The following is a 20,563-nucleotide window of genomic DNA, read 5'->3' as shown; positions in this document are numbered from 1 at the left end:
GATATCAACAGTCTGTTCATTTGCAAGATTTATGCAGTCTGACGCACCCTACAACAGATTTTTAGTGTGACTGTTCATGGTATAATAAGATCCCCGACTTCTTTAGTTTATTATGTCCACAAACCATAAATTGATCTCAGAAGTCGAGGATCTGTTCTAAATCAATGCTCTACTTATTTTTGACTAATGATTGATTGGCTCTATAACTACCCCACACTCTATCCTGGCATTTTACTGAAACGCTACAAGCGGTTTTTTGCTGATATTCAACTAGATTCTGGAGAGGTAGTAACAGCACATTGTCCGAATACGGGACCAATGACGGGAGTTTCTACCATTGGTAGTGCTGTACAAGTTTCTAAAAGCGATAATCCTAACCGTAAGTTAGGTTATACATTAGAGTTAATTCAAGTTAATGATAATCAAAAAGCTTGGGTGGGTGTAAATACGGCTTTACCTAATCGGGTGATTAAATTAGCTTTAGAAAAACATTTATTCCCAGAGTTGGGTGAATACGAACAGGTGAAGGGTGAAGTTGTTTATGGAAAAGATCGCAAAAGTCGGATAGATTTTTATTTGACGGGTAGTGCTGAACAACGCCCAATTTATTTAGAAGTAAAAAATACAACTTGGTGTCAGGGAACTTTAGCCTTATTTCCCGATACAGAAACCACCAGAGGACAAAAGCATTTACGGGAATTAATGGAAGTTTTACCCGCAAGTCGGTCGGTAATGCTGTATTTTATTAATCGAGGTGATTGTGTAGAGTTTGCACCTGGAGATACAACAGATCCCGTATATGGTCAGTTGTTGCGGGAAGCGATTAAGCTGGGTTTAGAAGTTCTCCCATGTCGCTTTGATATATCTCCTGAAGGTATTCGTTATTTGGGTTTAGCAAAACTGAAAATTTAATCCACATTTTGTTACTTGACAGGATACTCACACACTGGTAAAGTAAAAAGTTAAATTTGAACCTTGAAAATTAAATAAGCAACTAAATATATCAGGCTTGTTTCCTGTCAGGGGTCAGTTATGCTCATTGAGCAGTAACCGAACAATAGAAAAATACCCGAAAGCCTGATAATTGTGTTTTGAACTTCGGTCGTTTACCCAGTCAGAGTTTCAGCTTTTGAGATCGGTTTTGATTGTCAATAATCTTCGGTTTGTTGATAATTAACCGTTGACATTACCTCTTCCCCGCAAGGGGATGGAAACGCTTGCATTCTTGTACCAGTTAAAGATGATGACGATGATAGTTGACATTACCTCTTCCCCGCAAGGGGATGGAAACTTGACTATTTTTAGCTAAAAGCAAGTTGTAAACAAACTAAAAGATATATGATACTTACAATAACCATAGAAAAATTCCAATTCATACCTACAACTCCACCTAAAAACATTACAACAGCAACCGCTAACGGTGCAAACAAGAATAATACTATACCCAATTTAATTAAAGTCATCATTCAATGTCTATTTCCAAAAATTGTATTGTGTAATTTCATATCTATCTTACTATTATTAATAAGTAAATTTTCATTTTCAAAAGTTGTGCTATTCCTAGATTTTGTTGACATTACCTTTTCCCCGCAAGGGGATGGAAACATCATAATAGCAGGAAACTTCATGTAAGCAGCGTAATCAGAAGTTGACATTACCTCTTCCCCTCACGGGGATGGAAACCAAAAGCGTGATTTTCAATGATTATTCTTTTAATGGGCGTTTCTGGTGCTGGTAAAACCACCATTGGTAAACTCTTAGCAGAAACACTAAACTGGGAATTTAGCGACGCTGACAACTTCCACACAGCAACAAACATCGAAAAAATGCGGCTGGGTATCCCTCTCAATGATGCTGATAGAAAGCTTTGGTTAGAAGATTTACAAACAGCCATCAAAAATTGGCTACAAGAAAATAAAAATGTAGTTTTGGCTTGTTCAGCACTCAAAACTACTTATCGTCAAATGCTGATAATTGATAGCTGCATTCAGCTAGTTTACCTGAAAGGGTCTTTTGATGTGATTGAAAACAGGCTAAAAGCACGACAAAATCACTTTATGACCGAAAAGCTCCTCAAAAGTCAGTTTCATGACCTTGAAGAGCCAGATAATTGTATTTGTGTTGATGTTTTTGAACCACCAGAAGTGATTCTCAAGAAGATTATAACTGCTTTGGCAATTTAGGCGAGTTGATGGGATGATTACCATAGTATATGTTTTCCGTTTTGATAAGTCATGTCAGATCCGTTTCCCATCATTGAAGTTCCCCTAGATGCCTCTCAGGATATTGAGGATTTGGGTACAAAAGAAAAATTTTGGTTTCGTCATCCATCTTTAGGTTGTTGTCTATTCAAGAAAGCTAGACTAAATACTGGAGAAGATTGGGCTGAGAAAATTGCTGCCCAATTGTGTAAATTACTTGGATTGCCCCATGCTGAACAGGAATTAGCTATATATAAGGGAGAAAAAGGTACTGTTTCACCCTCATTTTTACAAGGACAATGGAAAAACGGTACTCTCATTACTGGTAGGGAAATTCTCACTCAAAGATTACCTGACTATCCACAACATCCAAAAGATCATTCCCAACACACAATTGATAATGTCTTCAGTGCTATTGAGGCTACTTCGCTTAATTTGCCCATAGAATGGATACCACCAGAAGGAATTCATACAGCCATTGATACTTTTATTGGATACTTGCTTTTAGATACATGGATAGGTAATAGTGATCGACACCATGACAACTGGGCATTTATAAGTGTTAAACATCAAATTTACTTATCACCAACTTATGATCATGGTTCTAGCCTTGGCAGAAATGAGTCTGACTTCAAACGAAAACAAAGATTAACCACAAAAGATCAGGGTTTTACTGTTGAAGCCTATGCCAAAAAATGCTATTCTGTATTTTATTCTCCAGTTGATAATACACAACGCCTCAGAAACTTTGATGTTTTTTGTGAAGTGAAAAGTCGTTATCCAAATACTACAAAAATTTGGCTTGATAGATTGGCAAAGATTAGCAGTAATGATATTTTAAAAATTATGATGTGTATTCCAGATGATCGAATATCACCGACAGCCATCGAATTTGTACAAAAAATCCTGGAATTAAATCAAAATGAATTGCTAAATTTACAGTGAATTTGTTATCTATGAAAACTCTTTTTTTGGCTTGGCAAGATCCAACAAGTCGCCGTTGGTTTCCTGTAGGAAGATTAACATTTGATGGAAAAATGTATACTTTTGCATATACCCAAGGAGCTAAAGAAGCTCAAGATAAATATGATTTTAATTTAGTATATTCGTTTCCAGATTTGAACAAAGTTTACACATCAACTGAGTTATTTCCATTGTTTTATAACCGAGTGATGCAAAGTTCTCGACCAGACTACAAAGATTATATTAAATGGCTCAACATTCCTGAAAATGAAGATGATCCAATTGCTATTCTTTCTCGTTCTGGAGGACGTAAGGTAACAGATCATTATGAAGTTTTTCCCTGTCCAGAACCAGATGAAAATGGTTTATACTATATCCATTTTTTTGCTCATGGTTTGCGACATCTTCCCCCATCTGCAACCGAAAGAATTAATCAATTACAAAATCAAGAAATTTTGTATTTAGCAAATGAATTTCAAAATCCCTATGATGATCGTGCATTACTTTTATGTACAGAAGATCATTATATTGTTGGTTATTGTCCTCGGTATATTGTAGATGATGTTTTTAAACTAAATAATCATAAAAAACCGATAAAAGTACGAGTTGAGCGTGTCAACCCAGTTTCAGCACCACGTCAGTTACGATTACTGTGCAATATAACAGCGGAATGGGATGATGATTTTCATCCATTTTCTAGTCAGGAATATCAGCTAATTATCACTGATATTCCCGTTAAAGTTGCTATTGGTTAAAGTTGATGGGAAGCGAGAAAAGCATCAACTTCTGCCGCAGTGGGTTGGGAAGCGATCGCACCTGGTTTAATAGTAGTTAATGCTCCCACAGCACTGGCATAGGTGACAATCCTTTTGGCTGTATCTGCATCTTTGAGGCTGTGAATCCCCATTTGTTGCAATTGATGGATAAACCCAGCCAAGAAACTATCTCCAGCACCAGTTGTATCTACCACAGACATGGAAAACGCCGGCATTTTACCTTCATTTTCCCCTAAACAATAGGCACAACCATGTTCACCGTCTGTCACCAAAACCCCTTCCAAAGAATTAAGCCTATAAGTAATTGCCCCTGGGTCTGTAGTATTAAATAACCATTGAGCTTCTTCTTTGGTTAATTTGAGAAAATCAAATCGCTTTAGCAATGACAGAATTTTAGTCTTAGCTGTATTTTCATCTTGCCAAAATACTGGTCGCCAATTGACATCGAGAATAATTTTTAGGTCATATTGTTCTGCTAACTCTAAAGCCCGCAAAACCGCTTTTTCACTTTCAGGATAGGCTAGTTCTAAAGTTCCTACTACCAAAAAGTCGGCTTCATTAAAGAGCGCAGTTGGTAACTTTGCAGCTTCTAGGCGAGTATCAGCAAATTCTGAAGTATCATATTTACCAAAACCAGCAAAAGTGCGATCGCCTGCCAAATCCCTAACTACATATACTTGTCTCGTTGGCGCTGTAGAATAACGTTGCACACCAGTTGTATCTACACCAACATCTTCTAATAATTTTATCAGTGTACTCCCTGCTTCGTCCTCACCCACAGCACCCATAAAACCGGCTGAAGTTCCCAACTTTACCAAAGCACAAGCTACATTCGCCGGCGCACCTCCGGGATAGGGAGTCCATGATTTCACTTCTTCTAGCTTAAGTCCCAATTGATCAGCTAAACAGTCAAGTAAGACTTCACCAAGACATAAAATAGAGGGATTACTCATTTCACTTTTGATTTTCGATGGGGCATAATCTAAATCTAGTTTGACACTATCGCAGTATGCACTTGAATAAAGCTTTTTTATTTATCCTAGTTAAAATCAATACCTATTATTTGTAACAAGTAGGACTACAAACCTAAAATTAAAAGAAAATCTTGACATTAGTATTATTAGCAACATTTAAAACTATCTACCTCGGAAAGAATCTTCTAGAATGAGAAATAAGATTTGAGTACATATACCAAGGGAGGAATAGTAAGTCATGGCTACTAGTGAGTCTGGGACCCGTGTTAGTCTGTCAGACAGAGAACTGCAAATTATAGACTTAGTGGCTACCGGCTTAACTAACCAAGAAATTGCAGTCAAACTGGAAATTAGTAAACGCACAGTTGATAACCACATTAGCAACATTCTCACCAAGACGAAAACTGATAACCGTGTGGCTTTGGTACGTTGGGCTTTACAATGGGGTAAAGTTTGTTTGAATGATGTTAATTGCTGTCCTCTTTCTCCCCGGAATGATGAAAGTATCTCTTAGTCAAGAAGCTGATTAATCTAGCTTTTTTGCTATTTTATAGATTGCTGATTGAGAGTGGAGGTAGTTGATTTACGCTGTTGTGTACTACTTTGCATATTGAAAAATCAAGGTTAAAGCACAGGTATCTAAAGGCGTAAATCAATTATCCCACAAATATACTTTTAATGATCGTTGCAGGTAATATCACATTATGTACAAACAATTGATTAAACCAATTATCTTTGTCATTACCAGCATGGTGACAATATTGCCACAGGTCAGTATTGCTGCACCAAAGGGTTTTCAATCCCCTAGTGGTAATATGTTTTGTGAGCTAATGCCAGGAGAAATAAACAGTTTAAGATGTGAAATCAATTCTTCACTGAAACCCAAACCGCCTCAACCTTATCCTGGATATTGCGGGTTTGATTGGGGAAGGGGTTTTTTGTTACCTGCTGATGCTAGACCAGAAATTTTGTGTATTAGTGATACTGTCGCTGATAAGAATAAAACTGTTTTAGCTTATGGACAGACTTGGAACAATGGCGGTTTTAAGTGTGTTTCCCAAAAAACTGGTTTAACTTGTACCAATAAAAATGGCATTGGCTTTTTTCTCAGTCGGGAAAAATGGCGTGTCTTCGGACTTTCTCAATCTTAGTTAAGCCAGCCAGCCAGGGAATGAATTCCCTGTCTAAAAGCTAAAGTCGGTTAAAACCGACTATTTCAGTATAAATAGGGTTTGCTGAATAAAGCTAAAACCGTTTATTAATAAAGGTTTTACAGATTTTTATCTCAAAAAAAGTACAAGGTTTTGGCTGATGGTGTCTCAAAATAGGTGCATTTTTCCTTGTCGGATTTGGAAAATTGAGGATATCCATATATACTAAACACGGGTGAGATTTAAACTTTTGCCAAATGACAAAGAACCCAGATGTGTAGGGGTAAAGCAAGAGCTTTATTGGTGTCAACTTAACGTAAAACATCTATCCCGCAAAGAACTCAAGTCGTCTCGTTCCCAGTCTCTGACTGGGAATGAATTCTAGAAGGCTCTGCCTTCAATAATATTAGAGGCAGAGCCTCATCAACTGCATTCCTAGTCAGAGACTAGGAACGAGATGTGGTAGGGATTTGAGCTTAAGTTGACACCAATGAAGCTCTTGCTTTACCCCTACGTTTAGAATCAAACAATCAAGCCGTTTTGAGTATAAAGGGGTTAAAATAAAATAGAGAAAGAGCGATCGCCTACAATCACCCTTTATAAGTAGTCGGACAAAATTAAATTCACTCGTTGAGAGAGGGAACAGGGAACACTTCGACAAGCTCAGTGCATCGCAGGGAACAGGGAACAGAAAAATCAATTGTGTAATTAATTCTGTCCCATTACTTATAATAGGGCTGGCTACCTACTCAAATCCCATCGCCGCCGCCACAGCCTTAATATCAGCATCAATGCCCTGTTTGAATTGAGCATGACTGTGTTTAATAGCCGTATCTGGATCTTTTAACCCATTACCAGTTAAGACACAAACAACCGTTGCACCACTAGGAACTTCGTCTTTTACTTGTAACAAACCAGCCACAGAAGCCGCACTAGCCGGTTCACAGAAAATCCCTTCCGATGATGCTAAAAGTCGGTAAGCGTCGAGAATTTCCTCATCAGTCACAGACCGGAATCTTCCTTGACTGGCTGTTTGCGCTGCAATGGCTTTATCCCAACTGGCGGGATTCCCAATTCTAATGGCTGTGGCTATAGTTTCAGGATGTGCCACCCGTTGACCATTGACCAAAGGTGCAGCACCAGCGGCTTGAAAACCCATCATTTTCGGTAGGCGATCGCATTTACCATCTTGATGATATTGACAAAAACCCATCCAATATGCTGTAATATTGCCCGCATTCCCCACCGGAATACATAACCAATCGGGAGCATCACCCAAAGCATCAACAACCTCAAAAGCTCCGGTTTTTTGTCCTTCTAAGCGGTAGGGGTTGACAGAATTTACCAAAGTAATAGGATAACTATCTGCCACTTCCCGGACAATTTCCAGAGCGCGGTCAAAATTGCCTTTAATAGCTAACACCTCTGCGCCATACAGTAGCGCCTGTGCCAACTTACCTAAAGCCACATAGCCATCGGGAATCAGCACAAAGGGTTTCATTCCTCCTCGTCTAGCATAGGCAGCGGCAGCGGCAGAAGTATTACCAGTGCTGGCACAAATCACAGCCTTAGCACCTGCTTCTGCTGCTTTAGAAATTGCCATTGTCATCCCCCGGTCTTTGAAGCTACCAGTGGGATTAAGTCCATCATATTTAACATACACCTTCACCTGTCTGCCAATACGTTCGGCGATCGCTGGCACGGGAATCAAAGGTGTGTTACCCTCCAGCAAAGTCACCACAGGGGTTTTTTCACTGACAGGCAAGTATTGACGATAGGCTTCTATCAGCCCTGGCCACGGTTGGCAATGAGATTTAGCAGCAGACAGGCTCAAAGTCACAGGATTAAAAATTTCTTAATTAAGGATTTACGATTGGGAATGCTTTTGAATAAGTATCCCACTTTTCAAGTCTATATGTTAGTTGCGGAACACCGTAATAATGAAAAAATATTCAAGGCGGTTTTAACCGCCCGTGTCGCTTCCCTCTCAGGGCTAAAGCCACGCTTGTTTCCCACTTACCGGATAAGTAGTGAGACAGAATTAATTACACAATGTCATTGCGTAAGCGTTGCGTGGCGTTAGCCATATGGAACGAAGTGAAATCAAGCAATCGCAAGGGTTGTGATTGCTTCCCTTCGCTCGCAATGACTGTAAATATTTTTGTTCAATTACTTATCTTTATGATAAAAACTATATAATGTCTTAACGAAGATTAAGATAAGTATATTATACTATTTTTAGATGGTGTGAGTTAAATTTCTAATGCCAACAACTATGTCTACTATGTCATCCAGTGTTTCCGAATGTGAATCCCACGCTAACTTAGTCGAGAAGTTAACGAAGGCGTACTATCAAGGCGATCAGCAAGTTAAGTTTATTAACTTACAAGCAGAGGTAGATTCCCTTTTAGAGCAATTACAAAATCTCAAAAGCGAACAAATCGAAGCTCCTAGCGACGAAGCATAAATTAGGATCTGTGATAACTATTCAAATCGCTGATTAGTTTGTGACCAACGTTCCAAACTATATCCCTGCCTATTTTCTACCAGTAACGCTAGAGATTGATCATCGGTAAGTTGAGCGATCGCTATTAGCGTTTGCTGGTTTGCACGGGCAAAATCACTATAAATGACATTACTATCTGCCGAAAAGATGAGAGTCCGGGGACGTTTTTGATTATCTGTCGGTTTTGAAGTATTACCATCGAACTGATTTAAAGAGGCTATAGCAGGATCAGAAATAGTTAGCACAATCTCCTGATGTTGATCATTCGTCAAATCAGCCAATTGAACTGGCCAATCAGCCATTTTTTCGCGCATTTCCTGAAAATCAGGAATCACACCAGCAGTTAAATCACCCGACTGTTGTAATTTTCGCCATAGAACTGGCAGCATGGACTCCACTAACTTAGGTTGTTGTTGATATAAATCCTTCACAGTTACCGGAGACGTTTCTACCCATGTTAACGCATCCACAGTCAGAGCCAAAGGTCGAGGCTGGAAAGAATTAACCTTGCGTTCAGGCAACGCAGAACCCAACATTAACAACCGTAAACTCTGTCCCCTCACTTGTACAGCCTGAATATTCGTCGTAGTAACCTCCTGTTCTCCATTAGGTTTCCAGACAATAACTTGCATACTGGGGTCAGAACTAATCCCCAGAAGTTTGCGCCAAAATTTTCGAGGTTGATTTTGCAGTTGGTCAAAATTAGCAAACGGATAACTTAACCAACTCGTACCATCATAAAAGGCACTAACTTCTACCTGATACCAAACTTGATTATTAGTAATTTTCAAATCAGTTTGCAGAGATATTGGCAACCAATCCCCCTGATTAATGCGACTAACTTGTTTTACAGTGCCAATAATTCGACTTTTATAGGCATTGATTTTATCATCATCAAGTTGAGTTAAAATACCTTGAATATAGTTAAGTGTTTCCGCATTAATATTCGGTTGTGCTTGCAACCAAGCATTAGCTCTTTCTTCTCCCCGTTGCACCTTAAAAATTAACGCTACCCAAGCTAAAACCGCGCGACGATTAGGATTAAGTCGCAACGCTACCGCAGCCCGATTCCAAATTCTCCCCTTATCAGTTTGTAATAAATTAGTAATTTCTTGACCATTATCAGGTGAATTTTCCAATACCTGCAAAGCCTTTTCCCAACGACCATCAATAATATCTGCTGTAACTTGTTGGTGAGGACTTGCCCAATTTTTATCAGCCTGCATTCTTGTAAATTCCGAATGTAAGCGGATGACATCTATTTGCGCCCGTGCTGCCGCTGAAAAAGGCTGTTTACGCTGTTTTACTAAAGATTTCAACCATGTAAAAGCAGGAGTCCAAAGTCCATTTCTGGCTAATAGCAAAGACTGTTGAAAAGCAAATTCATTAACGGCAGGTTTTTGGAAATTAATTGCTTCCAGATAAATAGAATTAGCCACTAACTGACTCGGTTTAACTTGATAAACTTGCAAATTTGGTTCTATATTTACCGTTTGATCAATAATTAAATCTTTTGAATCATTACCCGTTATCTCTTGCCATTTAGGTAACTGCCCATTGCGGGTTTTCCAAGATAACATTTTTTGTAAGCTTTTGAGAGTAGGATTGTAATAGACAACTTGACCATAGGTAATATTATTATCGTTATTTTTGTATTCACCCCGCAAATAAAACCAAAATCCTGGAAACAGGTGAGGATCTGTAAAAGCTTTCACCTTAGTTAGAGGTAAATGTATTTTTGTTTCTTGATTGTCTGATTCAGAAATAACCACACCTGAAGAGGATTCTATAAAACCTTTCGATAGACCAATAACAGGTAATTTAGTAATTAAATAGTAGTATTTTTTTGACTGAAATTTATATTCCAAATCCTGGGAAAGTTTATAGATCCTCAGTTCTACCAATTCTTGACAATTAGACTGACAATGCTTGCGTTTTTGGAAAATTGGTAATAAAAAAGATTCCTCTGATTGACCATCTAAAGGCATGATTTCGCCAGATAGAAGTTGTTTTTGACTTAAACCGAGTTCAATAGCTGTAACTGTTTCCGGTAATTCTCGTTTACCTGTAGATATTTTTGCCCATTTTGGTAAAAAATCATTCACCCAGCTAACCTGGGCAGGATTTAAAATAAATAGCACACTCATCCAACCAACACCAATAATTACACCAGCACTGCTTAACAACAGACCCAGCACCAACGTAGACGATAACCAACTACGCCGTTGATAACGTTTGGGTAGTTTTTTAACATTCTTCTTCGTTACACCTTGAGGAGGCTGATTCAGTCCAGCAGCTTTTGGTATGCGTTTGCGGGGTTTATTGATCATCTGACGATTACTAGCACTGGTAATTTGATGTTGTTCAAAATCATCCATGATAAATTTTGACAAACTTAGTGCAATTTCGCCAGTGTACTAGTACATCATGGCGTAAATAAAGCAACTATTTTAAGCCTTGTAATCAATATTTCTTCCCTCCGTGTCCTCTGTGCCTCTGTGGTTCGTTTATATTGTAGGTTAGGTTGACGCAAATAAACCCAACAAAATATTTGATAATTTTGATAATGTTGGGTTGCGCTGTCGCTTAACCCAACCTACTGACTTATACCATAAATAATAACCAATACAAACAAAAAAACCCCCTTGGGGGGGATTGTAGGTTATTCGAGTGGAGTGAACAACTAAGTAATAAATACCTAGAGTAAATAGAGTAATCCGAACAAAATAATCCAAATTACGTCTACAAAGTGCCAGTAAATTTCCGCTGCTTCAATGCCGAAGCGGTTTTCATTGCTGTAGTGTCCGGGAGTACGCGATCGCCACAAAACTGCTAAAATCGCTAAAACACCGATGGTAACGTGCAAGCCGTGAAAGCCAGTCAAAACATAAAACGTACTAGCGAATAAATTGGTAGTCAGACCAAACTCCAAATGAGTATATTCATAAACCTGACCCGCCAAAAAAATCGCCCCCATAGCTGCGGTAATTGCCAACCAAAGCCGCATTCCTTTCGTATCATTCTTTTTAATAGCCGTATCAGCATTGTGCATCACAAAACTACTAGCTATCAAAATAGAAGTATTCACAGTCGGTAACAATAGTTCTAAATCTGGGGTTCCTGCCGGTGGCCAGACAGGAATAGTAGAACGAAAAACAAGGTATGCACCAAACAAACCCATAAAAATCATCCCCTCAGCCACCAAAAACATAAATAGACCAGTCAAACGATGATCTGGATGTGCTTCATGATGAGAAATCACCGCATGGTGATCTAGTTCAGTTGTCGCCGTGTCAATAATTTGACCTTGCATAAATTGGTAATTGGTAATGGGTTCAAGGCAGGGCTATTTCATTTTCATCTAGTAGTCTGTCAAATTTATTTTGACGGGTTTTTGGTAGTGCGGCATCTTGCCCGCGTGAGCGAGACGCTCACACTACAGTCCATCATTTTTATCTTGACAGACTACTAGCCCGCCTCAGAATGAATTCTGAGTCTAATAGCGAAAGTCGTCTAAAGACGACTAAAATAAATTTCTAGTCCGTTTCAACGGACTTTAGTTATTAGCCCGGAACTTCAGTTCAGGGCGGGTTATGTCAATCCCTTAAAGTGCTGATTCAGTTTGGGGAGTTAACACAGGTTCAGTTTCAATTCTTTCCTCACTCACCCCATAATCGTAGGGACCAGTAGTCAAAACCGGGAGAGTTTCAAAATTCTCAATACTAGGAGGAGAAGAAGTCATCCATTCCAAAGTCAGCGCTTGCCAAGGATTATTGCCCGCTTTTTCCCCATAGAACCAACACCAAACCGCATTGATGATAAATGGTAACGTTGAAACCGCCAATATATAAGATCCGTAGGTACAGATTTGATTCAAAGTCGTGAACTTAGGATCATATTCCGCAATGCGGCGGTTCATACCCATTAATCCCAGTTTGTGCATGGGTAAGAAAGTCATATTTAAACCAACCATGGTGAGGGCAAAATGCACCTGACCCCAAAATTCGTTTAGTTTCCGTCCCGTCATTTTTGGGAACCAGTGGTAAATAGCCGCAAAAATTCCTAACACACTCCCACCAAACAAAACATAGTGGAGATGTGCCACCACAAAGTAAGTATCGTGAACGTGAATATCAAAAGGAACTGCTGCCAACATTACCCCGCTAATGCCACCAATCACAAAAGTTGCTAAAAAGCCGATAGCAAACAACATGGGACTGTTGAGGCGGATTTTACCACCCCAAATAGTAGCTAACCAACCGAAAATTTTAATACCAGTGGGGACAGCGATGATCATGGTAGTGATCATGAAAAACATCCGCAACCAACCGGGAACACCACTGGTAAACATATGGTGCGCCCAGACGATTAACCCTAAAAAGCTGATAGCTAGGGATGAAAAAGCGATCGCTTTATAGCCAAAAATCGGTTTGCGGGCATGAATTGGCAGAATTTCCGAAATTGCCCCAAAGAAAGGCAAAATCATAATGTAAACTGCCGGATGAGAATAGAACCAGAACATATGCTGGTAAACAACAGGATCTCCCCCACCAGTCGGGTTAAAAAACGTTGTTCCTGCCAGCAAATCAAAACCCAGCAAAATCAAAGCCGCAGCTAATACTGGTGTAGATACCAACACCAAAGCCGAAGTTGCAATCATCGCCCAACAAAACAAGGGCATTTGAAAGATGCCCATACTAGGAACACGCATCTTCCAAAGGGTGACGAGAAAATTAATCGCCCCCAAAATCGAAGAAGTTCCCAATAGCAACACACTCATAATCCAAATCCCCTCACCCACCTGGCCTGTTACCAAACTCAGAGGTGGGTAAGAAGTCCAACCAGCATCCGGGGCATCACCTACAGCCAAACTAGCAACCAGTAATATACCTGCTGGGGGAACCATCCAAAAAGCTACCGCATTCAGGCGCGGAAATGCCATATCTCTCGCCCCAATCATCAGTGGGATCAAATAGTTAGCAAATCCTGCTCCTGTTGGCACAATCCACAAGAAAATCATGATTGTGGCGTGGAGTGTAAACAGGCTGTTGTAGACTTCAGGCGTGACAAAATCCACTTCTGGAGTCCGTAATTCTGTCCGCACCAAATCAGCCATTACGCCGCCAATGCAGTAAAAAACAAACGATGTTACCAGATATTGAATCCCAATCACCTTATGGTCTGTACTAAAACCGAAAAAGTCTCGCCAATGCCTTTCTCCATGTTCTTCAGCATGGTTAGGGACATTAGCAATTTCTTCTAACTGTGCTTGTGTCATATTTTAAAAAGGAGTCAGGAGTCAGGAGTCAGGAGTCAGGAGTCAGAAGGAAGAGAGGAAAGGAGTTTAGGAGTTCAGGAGTCAGAAAGAATTTTATCCCCCTGCCCCCTGCCCCCTGCCCCCTGCTCCCTGCTCCCTGCTCCCTGCCCCTTGCCCCCTGCCTCCTGCATGAATGTATAACTTAAAGGTTCAAAATCTCTTTTTGTAACTGCTGCAACTCAAGTAATTCCCAAACTACTTAATTTGATGCAGAATTTCTGAGTGAATGCCCATATCCTTGATGTAAGGAGAGAGAAATTCATCGGCAGTCATGGACATAGAATTCACAGCTACCGCTTGATTAGGGATATCTTTACCAGCAATTAGCTGTTCTTGCATCCAACTATCAAAAGCTTCCTGTGTCTCCACAACTACTTGGCTTTTCATCACCCCGTGATATGGACCACACAATTCAGCACAAATTAGGTCATAATCGCCCGCTTTTCTGGGTGTAAATCGCAAATGGGTTTGTCTACCAGGAATAGCATCTTGTTTCACCCGGAATTCAGGAATCCAAAAAGCGTGGATGACATCGTTAGCTGTCATGTTGATTTCCACAGTTTTGCCAATGGGTAAATGCAGTTCACCCGTTGTTACGTCCGTGTCTGGATAGTTGAATAACCAAGCATATTGGAGTCCAGTGACGTTAATGGTCAATTCTGGCGGGTTTTTAACTTCATCAGAATTTGTCTTTAACTGTGATACTTGTACAGTCGCAGCCATTGCCGTTCCCGGCATATTCATGGCATCTTCCATCATCGGGGCAGCATGAGCCGAATGGGGATCAAAGCCACCCATGTTGTTATACACATCAAAACTGTAGAGAGAAATACCGACAACGATAATTGCGGGGATCGCTGTCCACAGTATCTCTAGAGGTACATTACCTTCAATGGCTGGTCCATCTTCATTGTCTCCAGCCCGACGACGATATCTAATAACAGCGTAAATTAAAACACCTTCAACAATCAAAAATATGCCTGTAGAAACAGTCATCATGGTGTTGAATAGACCATCTACCAAAGGGGCTTCGTCGGAGGCCGCTACAGGTAACAGACCGTGATTTTGACCGTACCAGAGACTGGCAAGTGTGAGGACAATGCCAATGAGTAATGTCCAGATTGCATTTGGAATTTTCACGGCTGATTTGGTGATTAATTGACTATTTTATCTCAATACCTTTGATTCGTAGGTTGGGTTAAGCGACAGCGCAACCCAACAAAGCAAAAAATGGTAAAGGCATTTTTATCTGTAAGTTACTTCACTTTTTAAAGTAACTCTACTTACTAAGGTAGTGCAGGGAATGAGATATAGTGTCCGTTGGTCTGAAATCTTTATTAATTTTTTCGATTAAGAACACAATTTTGAGTACAAGGGAGATAAGTTGTCTTGCCCAGGTTAGATGACAATTAGGCAAAAATTTTCAGAAATTTCCATTAATTCCCATTGATTAATTATTTCCATCTGCAAAACAGCACGAAATCTTACAGCGAAAACTAGCTAAAGTGATCCAAAGTGTAAGGGAAAGCTGATTTCTACATTTTGACCGATAGGTTAGGGTGAGTAGAGGTTGGTACTAAATCAAAATAGAAAATTTTCAACTTCCAGCACAAGCGGTCCGAAGGTATTGTTAATGAATGAATTTGTCCTAGAACAACAAAATAAAGCGGCAATAGTAGCACAACAGCCCCAGGAGATGATTCGTCGCTTGGTGTGGAAAATATGCGTAGCCACCTTGATTTTGATGGCTATAGGCAGCGCTACCCGCGTCATGAATGCTGGACTTGCTTGCCCTGACTGGCCTTTGTGCTATGGGGAATTAGTTCCAGCTAAACAAATGAATCTCCAAGTGTTTTTGGAGTGGTTTCATCGCCTTGATGCAGCTTTAATTGGCTTTAGTGCGATCGCCCTTTGTGGTTTATCCTGGTGGCATCGTCAATATTTACCCAAGTGGCTACCTTGGGCATCCACATTTGCCCTGTTTTTAATCGTCTTCCAGGGGATTTTGGGAGGACTGACTGTAACTGAATTATTGCGGTTTGATATCGTTACCGCCCATTTAGGAACAGCACTACTATTTTTCACCACTTTGTTAATTATCGGTACAAGTTTGATCCCCTATCAAGGCACGGGAACAGTAGGAAAGTTGCCCTGGGTGGGTTTAACTGCTGCTGTTTGTGTCTACTTGCAAAGTTTACTGGGTGCTTTAGTAGGTTCGCGTTGGGCTTTACACCAATGTTTGGCAGGAGATCAACTTTGTGATGTCATGTACAGCCATATTTTTGGCTTAGTACCGCCAACTATAGCTACTTTAGCAGTTGTTTTCATTTCTTGGCGGACACCAGCACTGCACCCGACTTTGCGAAAACTGGCAAATATGGCTGGTGGTTTGTTGATTTTACAACTCCTCTTGGGTGTGGCTACCTTCCGCCTACATTTACAAGTTGAACCTCTCACTGTTTCTCACCAAGCTATCGGTGCGACTTTACTGGGGACTTTGGTAGTATTTACAGTTTTATCATTACGGGATGGTTTACTTCCTCAGTCACCAAACTTACAGCAGATTCCAGATCAATAAAGTACAGAATCTAAATTCAAACCCAGTTTTACTCGTGACTCGGTGACTCCTGCTGTAACTCATGGCGTAAATCCATAAAATCTCATTTCTCTGTCCTCACAGCCAGCGGTTTGCTGACCAGTTCTTGAAAAATAAGGAAAAAGACCCAACATGATTGAGACTAATGTCTCTCGTCGTCAACACGACACATTTCTCCAAGTCATTCAAAGTTACTACCAGCTAACCAAACCCCGGATTATTCCCCTGCTGTTAATTACTACTGCTGGGAGTATGTGGATAGCCGCCAAAGGTGAGGTAGATCCCTGGTTGTTAATTATCACGATGATTGGTGGGACTTTAGCAGCAGCCAGCGCCCAAACTATTAACTGTATCTATGACCGAGATATAGATTATGATATGGAACGCACGCGCCACCGTCCTATGCCGTCTGGGAAGATACAACCCCGGGATGCTTTAATTTTTGCGATCGCCCTAGCTGTACTTTCTTTTACCCTCCTCACGGTATGCGCCAATCTTCTAGCAGCATTTTTAGCCTTCTCTGGCATCATCTTTTATGTTTTAGTCTATACTCACTGGCTCAAACGTCATAGCACTCAAAATATCGTCATTGGTGGTGCAGCAGGGGCAATTCCCGCTCTAGTCGGTTGGGCAGCAGTCACAGATACTTTAAGCTGGGCAGCTTGGCTAATTTTTGCCATTGTCTTTTTGTGGACTCCTCCACATTTCTGGGCTTTGGCGCTCATGATTCGTGATGATTACGCCAAGGTAGGCATCCCCATGTTACCTGTAGTCGTAGGCGATGAAGCCACCGTCAGGCAAATTTGGTTTTATACGGTAATTACTGTCACAGCGACTATTTTACTGTTTTATCCCTTACACGCCAGTGGCATTGTCTATGCTGTTATTGCCTTGACTTTAGGGGGAGTATTTGTCCATAAATCTTGGCGGTTGTTGCAAAATCCCCAAGATAAAACCATCGCCCGCGAGTTATTTTTGTATTCCATTTCCTACATGATGCTGTTGTGTTTGGCAATGGTGGTAGATAGTTTACCCATTACTCATCATTTAGTGAGTACAGTGCTTCATCAAATGCGCTTGTAGTCATGCTCAGGACATAGATACCAGATCCCCGACTTCTTCGAGAAGTCGGGGATCTATTAATTAAGGGTATTGACGATAATTCTTTGGCATTACGCGGTGGTAGTTTTGGTAGTGAGGATGATCCAAAATAAATTTAGTATCCGAGTTTTTGATTGACAACATTGCGTAAAGGCAAACCGGAAAGATATCGATTTAAGTTATCTAAAAACAAGGCCACCAAACGCGATCGCAATTGTGAAGATGTTCCTGCACAGTGGGGGGTAACAAAAACATTGGGTAAAGACCAAAAAGGACTTGCCAGTGGCAAGGGTTCCCCCACAAAAGTATCTAATGCAGCACCCCCGATCCAACCTTCAGTTAACGCTTTTAACAAAGCGGGTTCATCAACAACTGCCCCTCTAGCGACATTAATTAGGTAAGCCTGGGAATCCATCGCGCGCAACGCTAATTCATCAATCATACCTTGAGTGTCTGACGTTAAAGGAATTGCAATCACGAGATAATCAGCCAAAGGTAGCAGAGAACGCCATTGATCTAAACCCACTATCTGATCAAATGCTGGTAAGGGTTGGGGATGACGGCGAATTCCTAACACTTTCATCCCGAAAGCTTTCGCTCTCTGGGCAATTTCGCGCCCAACCTGACCCGTACCAATAATTAACAAGGTTTTGTCTAGCAACTCCTGCAATTCTAATCCTTTAACCCAAGTTTTTTGATGTTGTAAGGTTTGTAATGCTACGATTTGTTTAGTATGGTAGAGCATAAAAGTTAAAACAAATTCAGCCACAGCAATAGCATTAACCCCCGCACTATTGGTCAGAATCAGATTCCGTTCCAAAAAAGTTGGAGTCAGAAGATGATTAACTCCCGCACTAACGGTATGATGCCAGCGTAGTTTCGGAGCATCTGCTAATACCTTATAGAGAGTCGTTTTTTTGAGATAATACCAATTCATATAAACTTCTGCATCTTGGGGATTATCGTCAAAATTTCCGTCACTATCAACATGAACTGTCACTACATCAGACGGTAAATGAGGTTCAATCTCAGCCGCTAATTCTACAGGCAAAATAATTTTTAACAACATAGTGATTTTTTACTGGAGTAAGGATAGATCGTCCTGTGATTTACTTTCAGTCCTCTTCTTTTAAACTTTTTGCAACGAAACCTTAAATAGTAACAGAGGATTTCACATATACAATTGGCTCTTAGGTACTTGTTATGCCATGTTTGAAGAAAATTTCTCAGTGGATAAGAGGTTTAGTTTTTGAAGGTTTTCATGGTTTTTCAGCAAAGACTAAGTAGGTAAAGAGAAAAATTTAAAGGTATGTGACGAAATGTAAATTCAATGAATGCTTTGCAAATAGGTTGTTTCACGGTTTTTACAAAACTAAACATATATCGTTTTTATTATGTTTACCTACTTATTTAAAGAGAAAAAAATAGCCCGTCATGACAAAACCAACCACACTAACACAGATCCTCACCAGAGAAGGGTTAAAGTAACCGGAATAATAAGCTCCGCCGTAGCCACCGATAACAGTTCCTACCATCATCAAAAATGCTTGTGGCCAAGCAACAAGATCAGCAAAGATGAAAGTAATAACGGCAAAACTATCAATGCAACCCATTAGTAATATCTTCAAGGCATTCATCTGATTAATATCTTTTATCCCTAATATTTTAAGTTTTGCCAAGATTAAAAAACTCATTCCTCCCCCATAAAATCCGCCATAAATGGCAATTAAAAACTGAATCAATAGAAATTTCAACAGCCGATTCCCAGGTTTTTCACCGATCTCTCGTAAATCCAACTCCTGGGGAGTTATGATTGAATTACTCAAGGTAAATAGGACTGTTGCTAAAAGTAAAAGCCAAGGAACAAGATAGTCGAAGGAAGTATTAGGAATGACAATCAACAACATTGCACCAAGCATCCCACCGACAAGGCTAATGCTGCCCAAAAGTAAAGAGATTCGTCCCTCATCTGACAAACGTTGACGATAGACGTAAATACCAGCAATATACCCTGGTAGGGATACCACTGTAGTTGTAGCATTAGCACTTATAGGGGAGACACCAGTCATCAGCAGAGTCGGGAAGAAAATTAAACCACTACCACCAGCGACGGAGTTTAGCACCCCTCCTAATATAGATACAAACAAAAGAAAACAGTTCTGTTGCAAAGAATCTCCTTAACCCAACAAAAAATCAGTATCTTGACGTACAATCATCTGGTATAGAGGTTGAAAACTCAACCAACCTGACTGATGGCTTCCTACTTGGCTACTGGCCAGACTAGCGGTTTCTGGGTCTATTAAAATAGGTTTACCGACCGACTCTGCCATTAACTGTGACTGACAACAAATTTCCATTCTGATAAACCACCAAGCCGCTTCATCGACTGAGTGACCGACAGTTAGTAGTCCATGATTGCGTAAAATAACCGCTTTGTGGTCTGAGAGGGCATGAGCAATTCTTTTTCCTTCTTCTACCTTCAGAACTACTCCAGTATAGTCATTAAACACACTGTGATCCTCATAAAAAGCACAGGCATCTTGGGTAATGGGATCAAGGAGACGGCCCAGACTAGACCAAGTTTTGCCATAAATTGAATGGGCATGAGCAACTGCAATAACATCAGGACGGGCGGCATGAATTTGGGAATGAATAGCAAAAGCCGCCTGATTTATGGGGTGGTTGCCTTCAAGGATCTCACCTTGATCATTGACCATAATTAGTTCACTAGCCCGAATGAGACTAAAATGGACTGCCAAGGGATTGACCCAAAAGCAATCTAAATGTTCTGGATCGCGGACGGTGATATGCCCTGCTATGCCGTGATCAAAGCCAAACCGCGCAAAAAGACGAAATGCTGCGGCTAACCGTTCTCGGCGATGCTGACGTTCCTCTGCAAACGAGGTAAATGTCGGGGGTTGAAATATGGATGGGGATTTTTCGTTCGTTAGCATAGTTTTTTCCGATATTCAAGATAG

General features: G+C 40.4%; 19 protein-coding genes. 9 read left to right on the top strand and 10 right to left on the bottom strand.

Annotation, left to right across the window (positions count from 1 at the left end; all coding sequences use genetic code 11):
* Positions 1–186 precede the first annotated feature (186 nt).
* Positions 187–912: a DNA/RNA nuclease SfsA gene (gene sfsA / locus FJR37_RS09875; protein WP_039200409.1), complete on the top strand. Its 726-nt coding sequence runs from the start codon at positions 187–189 to the stop codon at positions 910–912.
* Between the two features lie 389 nt (positions 913–1,301).
* Here sfsA and FJR37_RS09870 read toward each other — a convergent pair whose 3' ends face one another.
* Positions 1,302–1,466 carry a hypothetical protein gene (locus FJR37_RS09870; protein WP_160289924.1) on the bottom strand — a complete coding sequence of 55 codons (165 nt, stop codon included), beginning with the start codon at positions 1,464–1,466 and terminating at the stop codon, positions 1,302–1,304.
* A 234-nt stretch (positions 1,467–1,700) separates the two neighbouring features.
* Here FJR37_RS09870 and FJR37_RS09865 point away from each other — a divergent pair, with 234 nt between their 5' ends.
* The 3 genes from FJR37_RS09865 to FJR37_RS09855 are packed head-to-tail and all read left to right on the top strand — an operon-like array spanning position 1,701 to position 3,919.
* The gene (locus FJR37_RS09865) at positions 1,701–2,183 is read left to right on the top strand and encodes a gluconokinase (protein ID WP_039200411.1); all 483 of its coding nucleotides are present in this window, start codon (positions 1,701–1,703) and stop codon (positions 2,181–2,183) included.
* A gap of 51 nt (positions 2,184–2,234) precedes the next feature.
* Positions 2,235–3,146, top strand: a complete 912-nt coding sequence (locus tag FJR37_RS09860; RefSeq protein ID WP_039200412.1) for a HipA-like protein — start codon at positions 2,235–2,237, stop codon at positions 3,144–3,146.
* An 11-nt stretch (positions 3,147–3,157) separates the two neighbouring features.
* A complete protein-coding gene (locus FJR37_RS09855; protein ID WP_174763410.1) occupies positions 3,158–3,919 on the top strand; it encodes an HIRAN domain-containing protein in 762 nt (253 codons plus the stop codon).
* Here the strand turns inward: FJR37_RS09855 and FJR37_RS09850 are convergent.
* Positions 3,916–4,893, bottom strand: a complete 978-nt coding sequence (locus FJR37_RS09850) for a carbohydrate kinase (protein ID WP_168465906.1) — start codon at positions 4,891–4,893, stop codon at positions 3,916–3,918. The two genes, FJR37_RS09855 and FJR37_RS09850, sit on opposite strands and share 4 nt — an antisense overlap.
* A 259-nt stretch (positions 4,894–5,152) precedes the next feature.
* Here FJR37_RS09850 and FJR37_RS09845 point away from each other — a divergent pair, with 259 nt between their 5' ends.
* Positions 5,153–5,428, top strand: coding sequence for a LuxR C-terminal-related transcriptional regulator (locus FJR37_RS09845; RefSeq protein WP_039200413.1), 276 nt, complete (start codon positions 5,153–5,155; stop codon positions 5,426–5,428).
* Between the two features lie 190 nt (positions 5,429–5,618).
* Complete coding sequence (locus tag FJR37_RS09840; protein ID WP_174763409.1) at positions 5,619–6,065, top strand: DUF6636 domain-containing protein; 447 nt, start codon at positions 5,619–5,621, stop codon at positions 6,063–6,065.
* Between the two features lie 745 nt (positions 6,066–6,810).
* Here FJR37_RS09840 and thrC read toward each other — a convergent pair.
* Positions 6,811–7,905: a threonine synthase gene (gene thrC / locus FJR37_RS09835; protein WP_039200414.1), complete on the bottom strand. Its 1,095-nt coding sequence runs from the start codon at positions 7,903–7,905 to the stop codon at positions 6,811–6,813.
* A 423-nt stretch (positions 7,906–8,328) separates the two neighbouring features.
* On the opposite strand from thrC, the gene FJR37_RS09830 reads away from it, so the two are divergent.
* Positions 8,329–8,532 carry a hypothetical protein gene (locus FJR37_RS09830; RefSeq protein ID WP_080683959.1) on the top strand — a complete coding sequence of 68 codons (204 nt, stop codon included), beginning with the start codon at positions 8,329–8,331 and terminating at the stop codon, positions 8,530–8,532.
* A gap of 17 nt (positions 8,533–8,549) precedes the next feature.
* Here the strand turns inward: FJR37_RS09830 and FJR37_RS09825 are convergent, their stop codons facing one another.
* The 4 genes from FJR37_RS09825 to FJR37_RS09810 all read right to left on the bottom strand — a co-directional run bounded on the left by FJR37_RS09825 (position 8,550) and on the right by FJR37_RS09810 (position 15,028).
* Positions 8,550–10,949 carry a hypothetical protein gene (locus FJR37_RS09825; RefSeq protein ID WP_254434555.1) on the bottom strand — a complete coding sequence of 800 codons (2,400 nt, stop codon included), beginning with the start codon at positions 10,947–10,949 and terminating at the stop codon, positions 8,550–8,552.
* A gap of 320 nt (positions 10,950–11,269) precedes the next feature.
* Positions 11,270–11,884, bottom strand: coding sequence for a heme-copper oxidase subunit III (locus tag FJR37_RS09820; RefSeq protein ID WP_039200415.1), 615 nt, complete (start codon positions 11,882–11,884; stop codon positions 11,270–11,272).
* Positions 11,885–12,175: 291 nt separating this feature from the next.
* Positions 12,176–13,849 (bottom strand): cytochrome c oxidase subunit I, encoded by a 1,674-nt coding sequence (ctaD, locus tag FJR37_RS09815; RefSeq protein WP_168465905.1) that lies wholly within the window; start codon positions 13,847–13,849, stop codon positions 12,176–12,178.
* Positions 13,850–14,083: 234 nt separating this feature from the next.
* Positions 14,084–15,028 (bottom strand): cytochrome c oxidase subunit II, encoded by a 945-nt coding sequence (locus tag FJR37_RS09810; RefSeq protein WP_039200416.1) that lies wholly within the window; start codon positions 15,026–15,028, stop codon positions 14,084–14,086.
* A 493-nt stretch (positions 15,029–15,521) separates the two neighbouring features.
* Here FJR37_RS09810 and FJR37_RS09805 point away from each other — a divergent pair, with 493 nt between their 5' ends.
* Both FJR37_RS09805 and FJR37_RS09800 read left to right on the top strand, forming a co-directional pair.
* Positions 15,522–16,466, top strand: coding sequence for a heme A synthase (locus FJR37_RS09805; RefSeq protein WP_168465904.1), 945 nt, complete (start codon positions 15,522–15,524; stop codon positions 16,464–16,466).
* Positions 16,467–16,616: 150 nt separating this feature from the next.
* Complete coding sequence (locus tag FJR37_RS09800) at positions 16,617–17,567, top strand: heme o synthase (RefSeq protein WP_168465903.1); 951 nt, start codon at positions 16,617–16,619, stop codon at positions 17,565–17,567.
* Positions 17,568–17,700: 133 nt separating this feature from the next.
* On the opposite strand, the gene FJR37_RS09795 is transcribed toward FJR37_RS09800, so the two are convergent.
* The 3 genes from FJR37_RS09795 to FJR37_RS09785 all read right to left on the bottom strand — a co-directional run bounded on the left by FJR37_RS09795 (position 17,701) and on the right by FJR37_RS09785 (position 20,539).
* The gene (locus FJR37_RS09795; protein ID WP_039200419.1) at positions 17,701–18,654 is read right to left on the bottom strand and encodes a D-2-hydroxyacid dehydrogenase; all 954 of its coding nucleotides are present in this window, start codon (positions 18,652–18,654) and stop codon (positions 17,701–17,703) included.
* A gap of 337 nt (positions 18,655–18,991) precedes the next feature.
* On the bottom strand, positions 18,992–19,732 hold the full coding sequence (locus FJR37_RS09790; protein WP_254434554.1) for a sulfite exporter TauE/SafE family protein: 741 nt from the start codon (positions 19,730–19,732) through the stop codon (positions 18,992–18,994).
* A 30-nt stretch (positions 19,733–19,762) separates the two neighbouring features.
* Positions 19,763–20,539 carry a class II aldolase/adducin family protein gene (locus tag FJR37_RS09785; protein ID WP_039200421.1) on the bottom strand — a complete coding sequence of 259 codons (777 nt, stop codon included), beginning with the start codon at positions 20,537–20,539 and terminating at the stop codon, positions 19,763–19,765.
* Positions 20,540–20,563: the final 24 nt, after the last annotated feature.

It is taken from the genome of Aphanizomenon sp. UHCC 0183, assembly GCF_009712065.1.
In the GTDB taxonomy this organism is placed as follows: Bacteria; Cyanobacteriota; Cyanobacteriia; order Cyanobacteriales; family Nostocaceae; genus Dolichospermum; species Dolichospermum heterosporum.
Note: the sequence above shows the minus strand (reverse complement) of the source record. Positions and strands in the feature narration are given on the sequence as shown.